Origin of the sequence: Methanimicrococcus hongohii, assembly GCF_032594095.1 — an archaeon.
GTDB lineage: Archaea > Halobacteriota > Methanosarcinia > Methanosarcinales > Methanosarcinaceae > Methanimicrococcus > Methanimicrococcus hongohii.
In genome coordinates, this window is sequence record NZ_CP131059.1 from 1,315,913 (window position 1) to 1,328,675 (window position 12,763).

Genomic DNA, 12,763 nt, shown 5'->3' on the forward strand with positions numbered 1-12,763 from the left:
GACTGGACCTAATTCCCCGTGATTGTAAGCTCGCAAAAGCTCCGTTTCGAAAAAGACAGTGCCAAAAACATTTTTCAATTCCCTAAATCGTTTTTGAGTACCTTAGTCGATATTATAATAATGAAAGTATTTTTCATTAAGCAATCAAGACTAATAAGATAACTCCATTAATTAGTAATAAATGTATTGCTCGGAAAATTTAGAATGTTTATTAAAAATAAGAAATAAAAACAGCAGTATACGGAAACAGAATAAAAAAATGAACGGGAAATAAGTATAAATTAAATTGAAGCTAACCAAATATTAAAATGATTTGAAGAACTAAAATCCGATGGTCAAAAATAATTTTAAGAAAAAATATCATTAAAACGACTAAAATTTAAAACTGTAAAAATCAAATAATTAAGATTTGAACTTTGAAAATTAAAACAGTTAAAATTAAAAACAAATCAAAGTTAAAACAAATCAAATTAAAAATATGCTGAAATTAAAAACAATTAAAATAATTCTGAAAGAAATCAAATTTTCAGCATACCGGATCAAAAACGAAAAATCATTGAAAACAAAAACGAAACAGGACAGGATATTCATGAACACAGCCGGCACAACATCTAAAGAGACGATTGACAACACGGTAAAACAAACGCCTGAGAGTGAAAACTTTGGAGAAGAAGCCGATTCTGTTATTGTCATTCCGGTCAACGAAGATTCTAAAAAAATCCGGCAGATTTTATCCAATGACACTTCCATGAAAATTCTGGAACTGCTGAAAAAAGAAAGTCTTTCGGCAAGCGAAGTTTCCGAAAAACTGGATATTCCGCTCACGACGGTCAAATATAATATAGACCAAATGGTCGAACATGATTTGGTTCACGTTCAGCGTATCAAATACAGTGAAAAGGGACGCCAGGTTAAAATTTATGAAGCGCCCGAAAAAATCATTATTTTCGCGCCTGAAAAAGTAAGTAAAACATCACTTATTTCAATGCTTCAGAAATATGCTTTCGCTTTTGTCGCGGCAGCTTTTGCCGGGTTCGGTTTGAATTATATTTATCAAAGGCATTGGACAAATCAAGCCGTTGATGAAGCCGCCGCAACGATGAAATACGGCATTGAGATGGATGACGTATTTGAAGAAACGGTTGAAGAAGCGGCTGCAGATACCGGCGCGGGCGTGCTTGCAGGCGGCGAATCTCTTGTCCATGACTCAATTATGTCGTTCAGCGACTGGTTTTTTAATATTATGAATTATCACGCTTTTTGGTTCATTGCAGGCGCGCTTTTCGTTTGTATTGTCATTTGGGTCATTGAATATGCGGCTGTCAAAAAAGACTGAAACAAAAAGCTGAATCGGAATGGATAAATAATAAATAAATCATCGGGTTTATTGGTTTATAAGAAATTATAAAATTATTGACGATGATTATGAAAGTTGCATTAAAAATCGGATATGAAGGAACTCATTTTTCCGGATCCCAAATCCAGCCGGACAAGCGAACCGTTGAAGGCGAATTACTGAAAGTGCTTCAGGAAACGGGAGTTATTTCAGATGTCGAAACGGCAGATTTGTCTTCTTCGGGCCGAACCGATGCGGGCGTTCATTCCATCAGTCAGGTTGTTACTTTTTTTACGGATAATCCGCGAATGGCCATTCCGCGTATTTTAAATTCTAAGCTTCCGCGTGATATTTGGGCGTGGGCGTACGCTGAAGTTCCGGATGATTTTGACCCGCGCCGCCATGCTGTGCGCCGAAAATACAGATACATTTTAAATGCCGACGAATATGACATTTCAAAAATGAGAGACGCTGCAAAGCTTTTCATCGGCGAGCATAATTTTTCAAATTTTGCGAAAAAAGATAAAAATAATCCGAGATCAACGATTCGAAAAGTTGAGAAATTAGATATTCGAAGCCAGGGTTCCGTCATCAAAATTGATATTGTTGCCAACGCTTATTTGTGGAATATGATTCGAAAAATCGTTTCTGCGCTGACGCTTGTCGGAAACGGCAACAGGGATACCGAATGGATTGCCAGAATGCTGGATCCCGAGATTTATGAAGAAGGAATCGAACCTGCGCCGTCATACGGTTTGATATTTCTTGACATTGAATATGATCCCGAACCGGAGTGGATGATTGACAGTTACGCCGTTAAGCATACCAACGATTTTTACGCGAGAGAAGCCAACCGTTTCCGCGTGATTTCAACGATTTTGGAACAGTTTGTGATGCAGCCCGAAAAAGAACCGGATTTGGACTGAAATTTTATTTATTTTAATTATTCTTATTATTTTTTATGTGTTTGTTTCGCAGCCGCCGCGCGCGAATTGCACCGTTTTTATTTTGATTTTCAAATTCGTGCTGCAGTTTTATTTTGTATTTTAAGATGAAACCCAAACATCCTATTTCGTGAAATCGGTAAACCTGAACGCCCGATAAAACCTTAGAAATATTTTAGATTTGGAGAAAAGAAGGCGTTCCGGTTTTGAATAATATTGATAAAAAGGATGTTTCAATTGATTTTAGATTGAATTAAAATTCTAAAACCGTCACCGCAATTTGAGTTCCGGGCGGCGCGAAGCGGCGAACCGGACTTGAAACGCAGTTTCAAGTTTCCGAGCGTAGCGAGGAAACGAGACTTGGCGGATTCTTCCTATACGAAACGAAAATTCAGAAACTGTCCGATTTTTTCAGCTGCGTTCGGCTCCTGCAAAGCGCCTTCTTGCAACTGTCTTTTGCTGTCAGCTTCCTGCTGAGCCTGCTCGTCTGCAACTGTCTTTTAATGCTGCCGGTGCGGGTCAGGTTTGCTTTTTTTGGACGGTGCGGTGCAGCGACCCAATCTTTCCGCCTGCATCTGCTCATATTAATCGCAATCCGTTGGCATAAAATTTTGCTCGTCTTCGCCTCACAAAATTTCAGGTTGCAGCGGGAAGGAGGTGTTTGTTTGCAGTGGGAGGGAGGTTTCTGTTTCCGCTGCTGCCTGCAGGTTTCTGTTTCCGCTTGCAATCAGGTTTCCGTTTGATAGCCGCCCCTCGCGCGAGTCGCCTGACTTTTCATTTTTAATCAGATCGACTCTTGTTTTTACTTTTAAATCAAACAGGCTCCCGTGTTTTTCAAATTATCCCGAATATTTTCAAAAACGACACACACTGTTTAATTCAATTTTCAAATCCATTTCTTCTTTCTGAAAAACAGCAGCATTCCGATAAAAATAACCGCCATCAGGATCAGACAAACATAATAACCGTAATCCCAATAAAGTTCCGGCATATTTTCAAAATTCATACCGTAGACACCGACAATAAATGTCAGCGGAATAAATATCGTGGAAATCACCGTTAAAATCCGCATCGTGTCATTCAATTTATTCGAAATTCCCGACGTATACAAATCATAAATGCCCGTTAAAATTTCATGATTCGTTTCAATCGAATCCGTTATTCGGTTCACATGATCCGACACATCTCGGAAAAGAATGCGCGTCGCCTTTTTGATCAATTTCGAATCACTTTTTTCCATCTTTTCCGTAATTGATACCGCCGGCCAAACCATCTTTTTAAACGCCGACAATTCATGGCGCAAAGAATTGATTTCTTCAGCCGTATTCTTCTCCGGGTTTTTAATGATCCGTTTTTCAATATCGTCCAGCCACTCATCAAAAGACTCGACAACAAAAAGATAATGATCGACAACAATGTCAATCAAAGTGTACGTCAAATGATCCGTTCCGTATTTCAGAATCTTTCCTTCCTTCTTGATTCTGTCCACAACCGGCTTGAAAATTTTCGGATCATCCTCGCAAAATGTCAAAACAACCTTTTCAAAAGTCACAATACTGATTTGATTATCATTAACTTCTTTTCGCTCTTCATCAAACCGAACCTGCTTCAAGATCGTAAACAAAAAATTATCATAATCTTCCGTTTTCGGGCGCTGCTCCATATTCAATATATCTTCCAGTACGAGCGAGCTGAGCTGAAACATTTCCCCGACTTTAGAAACACTCTTCACATCCCACAAACCCGAAATATGAATCCACGTAATTTTATCATCCAAATCAACGGCGCTTATTTCTTCCACATCTTTAATTTTAACTTCATTATAACCCGATTCACTGTACTGAATCAAACGAATAATGCTTTTCTCTTTAAGCATCTCATCATCTTTTCCGTCATCATCGACATAAATCAAAGCGCCGGGCGGCAGCCCGACCTTATCGGATTCTTTGGAGACGGATACCTCTGTCCAAACGTCTTGCAAATCGTCCGCCGGATGCGACCCGGAAGCCTGCAGCTCACCTGCGGTCTGTGACTCAGCCGTTTGCTGCTCGGCCGTTTGCGTTCCGTTCTGCTGCTCAGGCATTTGCAATCCGGTTTGCGTTCCGTTCTGCTGTTCGGGCGTTTGCTGTTCCGCAGTTTGCGGCTCGGGCGTTCGCGGTTCCGCGATTTGCTGCTCCCCGTTTTTCTGTTCCGCAGTTTGCTGCTCAGACGTTGGCGGCTCGGAAGTTTCATCGGGCTGCGATCCGGCAGCTTGCGGCTCGGCAGTCTGCGTTATTTCAAAGAATTCTTCATCCTGATCCGTATGTGTAATTTTCTCTTCCGGCATTTTCCTGTATCCCATTTTTTGTCCCAAAATCTATTTATTTATCTTATGACTTGTTGAGTTGTTCTTTTATTTTTTATTAACATCTTTTTATATATAATTGTCATTACTTTTTTATAACAAGCAATTCTTTGCTGTTGAGTTTTATGATTTGCTTTATATTTTGTTTCAATATCGCTTTCAATGTTTGAAGTTTGTTTGAATATTTGTTTGAAGTTTGTTTGAAGTTTGTTTGAAGTTTGCTTCAAAATCGGCTTTTGCCGCCGGTAAAACCCGGCGGATAAAAGTTTGAAATGGTGGATTAAAAATGACTATAGATGGTCTCCTCGTATACGTATTATTCGCCGTCGGCCTCGCTTTAATTGCGTTTGGCGCCGATTGGTTTGTTGATGCAGCCGTTAATATTTCCAAACGCTACGGAATTCCCAAAGCCGTTATCGGTGCAACAGTCGTCAGTTTCGCAACAACCGCTCCCGAATTTTTAGTCAGTTTTATGGCAGCGTTAAACGGTCAAGCGGACTTGTCAATCGGCAATGCCGTCGGATCGACAATCTGCAACATCGGTATTGCAATCGGTTTCATCGTCGCGATGAAAGCCGTGTCAATCGATGATAAAAGTTTCAATATCAAAGCCTTGATGATGCTGGCTTCAGGTGCCGTTTTATTCATTCTCAGCTGGAACGGTGTCATTACAAAGATGGACGGCTTGATCTTGCTCGTTCTTTTCGCCGCTTACATCGGCTACACCTACTGGGATCAAAAGAAACAGCCCAGGACGCCCGATGACGATAAACTCGCAGAACGCAAAGGAATTTGGGCGAAAATCAAAATCAAAGATTCCTATTTGGATGTTTTAATGTTCCTCGTCGGCGCCGTTTTCGTTGTCGGCGGCAGCCGCCTTGTTGTCACTTACGGCACTGAAATCGCCACACAGCTCGGCATTCCGGAATTAATCATCGGTTTGACGCTCGTCTCAATCGGCACGTCGCTTCCCGAAATTATCACCGCGATCACTTCTTTCAGAAAAGGATTCCAGGATCTTTCAATCGGAAACATTGTCGGTGCCAACATTTTAGACATCACGATGATTTTGGGTGTTTCATCCATGTTTGTTGACTTAACTGTGAACAGCCAGCTTCTCCGCTACGATTACATCTTCATGATGCTGATGTTCGTACTCATCGCGGTTTTCGGCTATCGGAAAAAAATCACGCGCTGGCAAGGCGCCGTTATCGCCTTGGTTTACATCGTTTATTTAATCGGACTGTTCGTTTACGTACCGACGATGAGCGTGTAAATTTGAACCCGAAAATATATGAATAAGACAAACATCGACTAAATAGAAGATACAAAATAATTAAAACACAAAAAATAAGAAAAAACGCAAAAACATAAAATAAGTAAAACAAAAAACACAAAATAAAGTAAAAACAAAAAACACAAAAAATAAGAAAAAACGTAAAAACACAAAATTAAGTAAAAACAAAAAACACAAAATAAGTAAAGACGCAAAAAATAAAAAAATAAAAAATCGTGACAATAATGGTAAACTATCAGTCTATGCCCGAATCGGAAAAAATCAGACACTTGAAAAAACATGCGGATTCAGCAGCTCGCTTTATCAAGCAGCATTCTCATGTTTGTCTGGTGACCCACAACGATTCGGACGGACTGACAAGTGCCGCCATCATGATTCAGGCGCTCAGACGCGAAGGAATCACCTATTATCATAAAATATTTCCGAAATTAGACGCCTCAGTCGTTTTTTCTTTAGCGTCTTCTTTTCCCGAAGATTTTTTAATCATTTTTTGCGACATCGGAAGCGGTCAGTCTGAATACTTATCTGAACTGCCGAATCCGATGGTCATTTTAGATCATCACGTCCCCGTCGGCAAAACGCCTGCAAAAGTCGTTGTCAATCCGATGAACGTCGGCCTGGAAGGTTCTTACATGATTTCAGGCGCCGGCGTCACCTATCTGACAGCGCGGGCGATGCGTGATGAAAATGTCGATCTCTCCTCGCTTGCCGTTGCCGGAATCATCGGTGACCGCCAACTCATGGTGGCCGCAAACGCCGACATTTTGGCGCAGGCAAAAGAAGCAGGCGTTGTCGTCAGCCGCCGCGGTTTAAAAGTCGGTGACGGCAATTTGTTTGATGTTTTCATGCGAACGACCGAGCCGTATTTGGACATCACGGGTAAGCCCGATGATATCCGTTCCTTTTTGTCGGCGCTGGAATTGAATGAAAACAAAAATATTCACGACTTAAACGATGATGAAATGAAACGTTTATGCAATGCGGTTTTGAAAAAGCTCGAACCGCTTAACAGCCCCGACGCAGTCGAAGCGGCAGTCGGCGACATTTATTATCTCAAAAATCAATTGGTCGAAAACGTATTCGATTTGGCCGGAATTTTAGACGGCTGCAGCAAAGACGATGACTTTGAAGCGGCGATCGCTCTTTGTTTGGGCGATGCTTCCGTTATTGACAAATGCTTTGAAAATTATCGAACGGTGCAGGAAACACTTGTCACAAACCTCGCTTCTGTTTTGCCGACAGCTCAGTCCCTTTCAAATATTTCATATATCTACGGCAAAGATCTGCATTCGGCCGGCAGCATTTCGACAACTTACATCCGCTACGTCAATCCGAGCAAACCGTTTGTCTGCCTCAATGAAAACGACGGCATTACACGCATTTCCTCCCGCGGCACACGCGGTCTGATCAAAAACGGCTTGGACCTCTCCGTCGCAGTAAAAGCGGCGGCGGAGTCTGTCGGCGGCACCGGCGGCGGACACAATATCGCATCCGGTGGTCTTCTGCCGCCCGGAAAAGAAGTCGCTGAAGCTTTTATGCTTCGATTAAACGAAATCGTCGGAATTCAACTCGAAAAAAAATCGACGGGTTCAAAAACAGGTTCCGGAAACAGTTCAGGAAAGGTATGTCCTGCTGTTCACATGACGGGAACGATTTGTTTTATTGATGAAACCGACGACGAAAAATCGGACAGAACTTCCGAAAAATTAGTCACATCTCTTGCGCCCGATAATATTTACGGAACCGAGACGATCATTTGCGACGGTTACGCTGAAATTTCAATGAAATCCGATAAAATCGGTTCTTTGCTGGCAACGGCAGATGATTTGCTGATGAACGCCGACGGCGCCGTTCGCGTCAAAAAAGCGTCTCAAGACGACGGCAAGACGGAAGATCAAAACGAAACGTAACAGAAAATTAATAAACAGATAAACTCTTTTTTGAGTCATTACATTCAATCATAATTACATTCAATCTATTATCATAAATCATAATTATTTTATTAATTCAGGTGACAAAATGGAATTTTACTTAAAAGCTTCTTTGAAAACAAGCGCTGATCCCGCTGCAGGAAAAGAAGAAATTGAAAAAATCATGGCAGAAGCCGAGAAGACGATATTTGCCAAAGGCGCGCCCGAAGGCGAAGGCGCTAAAATCAAAAGCTGGTCTCTCGGTGACAAAAGCATAGATGTTGAGCTGACATCCGGCCGCTACGTCCGCGTTCATGATGCTGTGATGCGTCTTAAAAAAGCGCTTGCCGAATCCATCGGAAAAACGCACAAAATCGGTATTCGCGGCGTTGAAGCGGAAACTTTTACGATTACCGTTCCGTCCGAACATGATTTGAAAAATAAGAAAATCCCGTACGTCAAATCCGTTGAATTCACTGACGGAAACCTTGTCTTGGAACTTGAAGTCAGCGAAACAGAAATGCGCAATCAAGTTCCCGACCGCATTTTGACTTTGATTGAAGACAAACTTGAAAAAGACGAATACGGCGCAAAAGCCGAACACTGGAATTTGCTTTGGGAAAGTGAAGACAGAGAATTCCATTATACGGAAGACCCGACCGAAGATATGCTGAAGCAGGGCTGGCTGAAAAGAGGCGCCGGCCGCGGTCAATGGATCCACGGCTCCGTGACGACGCGTCTGTTCCGCGTGTTTGAACAAATCGTTGTTGAAGAAATCTTAAATCCGCTCGGCTATGATGAAATGATTTTCCCGAAACTGGTGATGTGGGACATTTGGAAACATTCCGGCCACGCCAAAGGCATTTATCCTGAAATTTATTACGTTTGCCCGCCCAAGACGCGCGATCCCGAATATTGGGAAGATGTGATGGATTATTACAAAGTCACGCATGAAGTGCCTGTTGAAATGCTGAAAGACAAAATCGGCGACCCGATCGGCGGTATGTGTTACGCGCAGTGCCCGCCGTCCTGGGGATTTTTCCAGGGTGAAACGATTGCAACAGAGAGTCTGCCGATTCTCATTTTCGACCGCTCCGGAACATCGCACCGCTATGAAAGCGGCGGCATTCACGGCATCGAGCGTGTCGACGAATTCCACAGAATCGAATTGGTTTGGCTCGGAACGAAGGAGCAGGTCGTTGAAACCACAAAGCTGCTTCACGAAAGATACGCGCATATTTTCAATGACATTATGGATTTGAAATGGCGCAAAGCGTGGGTGACGCCGTGGTTTATGGCGCAGGAAGGTCTTGCCGGAATTGCCGCCGACGAAGTGACGGGAACGACGGACTACGAAGCGCCGCTGCCGTACCGCGGTCCGACAGGCGAATGGCTTGAATTCCAAAACGTCAGCATCAACGGTGACAAGTATCCGACAGGTTTTAACGTGAAAAGCCAAAGCGGCGAAAAGCTTTGGAGCGGCTGCTCGGGTGTCGGTCTTGAAAGATGGACGGCCGCGTTTTTGGCGCAGCACGGGCTTGATCCCGAAAAATGGCCGCCTGAAATTAAGAAAAGATTCGGTAAAATGCCGAAGCAGGTTAAATTTCTATAATTTGAAAATCCGTTTCGGATTTTCTTTTCTTTTTTGATAATTATGTTATACGCGTTTGAGCTCTCGGGCGAACATCCTCTCATTCCCGCCGCCGAAGTTTTAAGTGTTCTGACTTCCCGCGGTTTAGAGTATTCTGTTTCCGAAAATTATCTGAGCTGTTTGGTCGTTGATATTTTTTCAAATGATCCGAAAGTCACGGATGAGGACATTTTTTTAATGATGAGAAATGAAATGCCCGATATTTTGGCGATGACGCATGCGATTTCAAAAGTGATTGACATCACGGATGTCGATGAAAAACAAATCTTATCGGCGGCTGAGCGCTTTTTCGCGGCTGATTATTTAAAAGACGGCGAAACTTTTGTCGTTCGCGCCAAGCGTCTCGGCGACAATTCCGTTCTCAAATCTGTTGATTTGGAAGGCAAAATCGGCGGGCGCATTTATCGTCAGGGATTTCGTGCGTCGCTCAAAAATGCCGATGTCACTTTCCGGCTGACGCTGACGGACAAAGCTGTTTTCGGCGTCTTAGCCGCTGCCGTTGACCGCGGCGCTTATGAGCATCGCTCGCCTCAGAAAAAACCGTTTTTCTATCCCGGCGTTTTGATGCCGCGTGTGGCGCGAGCGCTGTCCAACATTGCAGGCGCCCAAAAAGATGCTGTCGTCGTCGACCCGTTTTGCGGAACGGCCGGCATTTTGCTTGAAGCGGGACTGCTCGGCGCCAAAGCAATCGGCGTTGACGCGCAGGAGAAAATCATCATCGGCGCGACGGCAAACATGAACGGCTACGCGCAGTCGACGGGACAGCTTTTGTCCAAAGAAGAACGTGAAAACGGGTTTGATCCGATTCAATACGATTTATTTGTCGGTGATGCTTGCGGTTTGCCGTTTGAAGATGAAATCGCTGACGCAATCATAACGGATCCGCCTTACGGAAGATCGGCGGCGATCAAAGCGGAATCTTTGGAACGTTTGTATGACGAATCGTTTAAGGAAATGTTCCGTGTTTTAAAACCCGGGAAAAAGGCGGTTGTTGTTTCCGAAATTGAAGTTGAAGGTTTTGCAGGCGGCGCGGGATTTGAAATTGAAAATATTTACAAACAGCGCGTTCACAAAAGTCTGACGCGAACGATTACAGTTTTGAAAAAGGCGTAACGGTTTCTTGGATTATTTATTTAAAAATCGTCGATGTTTTTTAATTCATTTTTTAAAAACCGGTACGCTCGCGCGCGGCGGCGGTTGCCGGTCGGGGAACAGCAGCATTAAAAGACAGTTGTAGACTGTTCCGCTTTGCAGGGGCTGAAGCAGCAAAAGACAGTTGCAAGAAGGAACAAGATGAAACAGAAAAGCAAAATCGTAAACGCAGCGGTTTTTGAATTTTTGTTTTGTGTGGGGAAGAATCCGCCAAGTCTCGTTTCCTCGCTTTGCTCGGGAACTCAACTTGCGGGGTCGGTTTTTGAAATTTCATTACTTTGTTTTTATTGAAACATCGTTTTTATAAAAATTATTCAAAAATGGAACGCCTTCTTTTCTCCAAATCTAAAATATTTCTAAGGTTTTATCGGGCGTTCGGGTTCACCGATTTCAAAAATGGGATGTTTGGGTTTCATTCAGAAAAATAATGAAAGAAAGAGGTCGGGTTTGAAAAACTAAATAAAAATGGAGCAGTTCGCGCGGCGGCGACAACTGTAGAATAAAAGACAGTTGCAGACTGTTCCGCTTTGCAGGGGCTGAAGCAGCAAAAGACAGTTGCAAGAAGGAACAAGATGAAACAGAAAAACAAAATCGTAAACGCAACGGTCTTTGAATTTTTTTTGTGTGGGGAAGAATCCGCCAAGTCTCGTTTCCTCCGCTTACGCTTCGGAAACTCAACTTGCGGGGGCGGTTTTTGAAATTTCATTACTTTGTTTTTATTGAAACATCGTTTTTATAAAAATTATTCAAAAACGGAACGCCTTCTTTTCTCCAAAGATTAAACATTTTTTAGGATTTTATCGGGCGTTCAGGTTTACCGATTTCGCGAAATTGGATGTTTGGGTTTCAATGCTGAAACAAAAAGAAAATGGTATGAACTTGAAAAATAAAAAAAATGTTACAAAATTTTAACGTCTAAACAAATATTGTATTGATGAGGCGCATAAGAACGGACGCTTCTTTTTTCAACGACTTCGATTTCTCGCCCTTGTTTTTTTGCTGCGTTTCTGATCAAATCGATTGACCCGTCAAACAAATCGTCGTCTGATGTCATTGCATAATAATGAATGGTGCCGCCTTTTTTGCAGATTGAAACAGCCGTATCCAAAAAATCGCAGGCGTTGTGCGGCAGATTCATAATAATGTGGTCTCCGGTTTTGGCGTATTTTTCGGAAAGCACGGCGGCGTCCTCGTTTAAAGCGGTGACGTTTTTGACTTTATTGAGCGCAATGTTTTCTTTCAGTAATTCGACCGCCGCGTCATTTTTGTCGTTGGCGATGATTTGAGCCGGCTTTGACTGTTTGGCGATGAGAATACTGTAAGGACCGACACCTGCAAACATGTCAATAACCGTGTCTTCCGACTTGATTTGGTCCGCAATTCTGCGGCGCTCGGTGGAAAGGCGCGGCGTAAAGTAAGCGCGTCCCAAATCCACTTTGTATTTGCAGCCGTATTCCTTGTGAACCGTTTCCGTTTTGTCGATGCCTGCGATAAATTTCAAATCGCGTGTTCTGAATTCTCCCGAAATCGGACCGAGAGAGAGCAAAACGGTTTTGACGGAAGGGTGAGCCGTTAAAATCGCGCCGGCAATTTCAGAAATGTCGGCGGCGCTTTTTTCAGAATTACTGTCATCGTTATTGTCAGTAATTTCATCAGTATTATCATTGACATTATCATCGATTTTGTCATCTAAAACAGCAATGTCGCCGATGATTTCATAAGCGGGCGAAAATCCTAAGATATCGGAAACGGTCAAGGCTTTCTTTTGAATATCGAATGAAATGTCTTTGACATACCAGCTGAGGAATTCAACTTTGCCTTTCGGTCGCGGAAGCTCTTTTAACAACGGTTCCAAATTGTCCCGAATTGCCAAACGCTCTTCTTTTTCGGGATAGCACAAAAGCGGGAGATAAAGATAAAGGTCATCTGCAAAGGGTTTGCAGGAATGATCGAGAAATTCTGCTTCATCCAAAATGCGGCGGACAGGCTCCCCGTATTCTTTATGAATACGAAAAGCAAAGCGAACAACAGATTCGCCGTCAACTGAAGAACCTGATTTTTGCATTAACCATAACATCGTTTTCATTTATTTTAATTCTATTTGTTCATGAAAATGCATGAGGATATAC

The 12,763-nt window shown here is 42.8% G+C and carries 12 protein-coding genes; 7 read left to right on the forward strand and 5 right to left on the reverse strand.

What is annotated here, in order from left to right; all coding sequences use genetic code 11:
- Nucleotides 1-589 precede the first annotated feature (589 nt).
- From MmiHf6_RS06025 to MmiHf6_RS06035, 3 genes are all read left to right on the forward strand, one after another.
- Nucleotides 590-1,336, forward strand: a complete 747-nt coding sequence (locus tag MmiHf6_RS06025; protein ID WP_316556899.1) for an ArsR/SmtB family transcription factor — start codon at nucleotides 590-592, stop codon at nucleotides 1,334-1,336.
- An 89-nt stretch (nucleotides 1,337-1,425) separates the two neighbouring features.
- Nucleotides 1,426-2,262 carry a tRNA pseudouridine(38-40) synthase TruA gene (truA, locus tag MmiHf6_RS06030; protein ID WP_316556900.1) on the forward strand — a complete coding sequence of 279 codons (837 nt, stop codon included), beginning with the start codon at nucleotides 1,426-1,428 and terminating at the stop codon, nucleotides 2,260-2,262.
- A gap of 461 nt (nucleotides 2,263-2,723) precedes the next feature.
- A complete protein-coding gene (locus tag MmiHf6_RS06035) occupies nucleotides 2,724-3,023 on the forward strand; it encodes a hypothetical protein (RefSeq protein WP_316556901.1) in 300 nt (99 codons plus the stop codon).
- Nucleotides 3,024-3,166: 143 nt separating this feature from the next.
- On the opposite strand, the gene corA is transcribed toward MmiHf6_RS06035, so the two are convergent.
- Nucleotides 3,167-4,606, reverse strand: coding sequence for a magnesium/cobalt transporter CorA (gene corA, locus MmiHf6_RS06040; protein WP_316556902.1), 1,440 nt, complete (start codon nucleotides 4,604-4,606; stop codon nucleotides 3,167-3,169).
- 38 nt (nucleotides 4,607-4,644) lie between these two features.
- Nucleotides 4,645-4,851, reverse strand: coding sequence for a hypothetical protein (locus MmiHf6_RS06045; RefSeq protein WP_316556903.1), 207 nt, complete (start codon nucleotides 4,849-4,851; stop codon nucleotides 4,645-4,647).
- Nucleotides 4,852-4,910: 59 nt separating this feature from the next.
- Here MmiHf6_RS06045 and MmiHf6_RS06050 point away from each other — a divergent pair, with 59 nt between their 5' ends.
- From MmiHf6_RS06050 to MmiHf6_RS06065, 4 genes are all read left to right on the forward strand, one after another.
- Nucleotides 4,911-5,900, forward strand: a complete 990-nt coding sequence (locus MmiHf6_RS06050) for a calcium/sodium antiporter (protein WP_316556904.1) — start codon at nucleotides 4,911-4,913, stop codon at nucleotides 5,898-5,900.
- 245 nt (nucleotides 5,901-6,145) lie between these two features.
- On the forward strand, nucleotides 6,146-7,831 hold the full coding sequence (locus MmiHf6_RS06055) for a KEOPS complex subunit Pcc1 (RefSeq protein WP_316556905.1): 1,686 nt from the start codon (nucleotides 6,146-6,148) through the stop codon (nucleotides 7,829-7,831).
- A 109-nt stretch (nucleotides 7,832-7,940) separates the two neighbouring features.
- Nucleotides 7,941-9,443, forward strand: a complete 1,503-nt coding sequence (locus MmiHf6_RS06060) for a serine--tRNA ligase (protein ID WP_316556906.1) — start codon at nucleotides 7,941-7,943, stop codon at nucleotides 9,441-9,443.
- Nucleotides 9,444-9,485: 42 nt separating this feature from the next.
- On the forward strand, nucleotides 9,486-10,595 hold the full coding sequence (locus MmiHf6_RS06065) for a THUMP domain-containing protein (protein ID WP_316558652.1): 1,110 nt from the start codon (nucleotides 9,486-9,488) through the stop codon (nucleotides 10,593-10,595).
- A 52-nt stretch (nucleotides 10,596-10,647) separates the two neighbouring features.
- Here the strand turns inward: MmiHf6_RS06065 and MmiHf6_RS06070 are convergent, their stop codons facing one another.
- The 3 genes from MmiHf6_RS06070 to MmiHf6_RS06080 all read right to left on the reverse strand — a co-directional run bounded on the left by MmiHf6_RS06070 (nucleotide 10,648) and on the right by MmiHf6_RS06080 (nucleotide 12,699).
- Nucleotides 10,648-10,848 carry a hypothetical protein gene (locus MmiHf6_RS06070; protein ID WP_316556907.1) on the reverse strand — a complete coding sequence of 67 codons (201 nt, stop codon included), beginning with the start codon at nucleotides 10,846-10,848 and terminating at the stop codon, nucleotides 10,648-10,650.
- 198 nt (nucleotides 10,849-11,046) lie between these two features.
- Nucleotides 11,047-11,277, reverse strand: a complete 231-nt coding sequence (locus MmiHf6_RS06075; protein ID WP_316556908.1) for a hypothetical protein — start codon at nucleotides 11,275-11,277, stop codon at nucleotides 11,047-11,049.
- A 255-nt stretch (nucleotides 11,278-11,532) separates the two neighbouring features.
- The gene (locus MmiHf6_RS06080) at nucleotides 11,533-12,699 is read right to left on the reverse strand and encodes a class I SAM-dependent methyltransferase (protein ID WP_316556909.1); all 1,167 of its coding nucleotides are present in this window, start codon (nucleotides 12,697-12,699) and stop codon (nucleotides 11,533-11,535) included.
- Nucleotides 12,700-12,763: the final 64 nt, after the last annotated feature.

Excerpts from the sequence above, each read along its gene's own strand:
- corA (WP_316556902.1), bottom strand. The coding sequence starts at position 4,606 with ATGCCGGAAGAGAAAATTACACATACGGATCAGGATGAAGAATTCTTT.
- MmiHf6_RS06065 (WP_316558652.1), top strand. The coding sequence starts at position 9,486 with ATGTTATACGCGTTTGAGCTCTCGGGCGAACATCCTCTCATTCCCGCC.
- truA (WP_316556900.1), top strand. The coding sequence starts at position 1,426 with ATGAAAGTTGCATTAAAAATCGGATATGAAGGAACTCATTTTTCCGGA.
- MmiHf6_RS06060 (WP_316556906.1), top strand. The coding sequence starts at position 7,941 with ATGGAATTTTACTTAAAAGCTTCTTTGAAAACAAGCGCTGATCCCGCT.
- MmiHf6_RS06050 (WP_316556904.1), top strand. The coding sequence starts at position 4,911 with ATGACTATAGATGGTCTCCTCGTATACGTATTATTCGCCGTCGGCCTC.
- MmiHf6_RS06080 (WP_316556909.1), bottom strand. The coding sequence starts at position 12,699 with ATGCAAAAATCAGGTTCTTCAGTTGACGGCGAATCTGTTGTTCGCTTT.
- MmiHf6_RS06055 (WP_316556905.1), top strand. The coding sequence starts at position 6,146 with ATGGTAAACTATCAGTCTATGCCCGAATCGGAAAAAATCAGACACTTG.
- MmiHf6_RS06025 (WP_316556899.1), top strand. The coding sequence starts at position 590 with ATGAACACAGCCGGCACAACATCTAAAGAGACGATTGACAACACGGTA.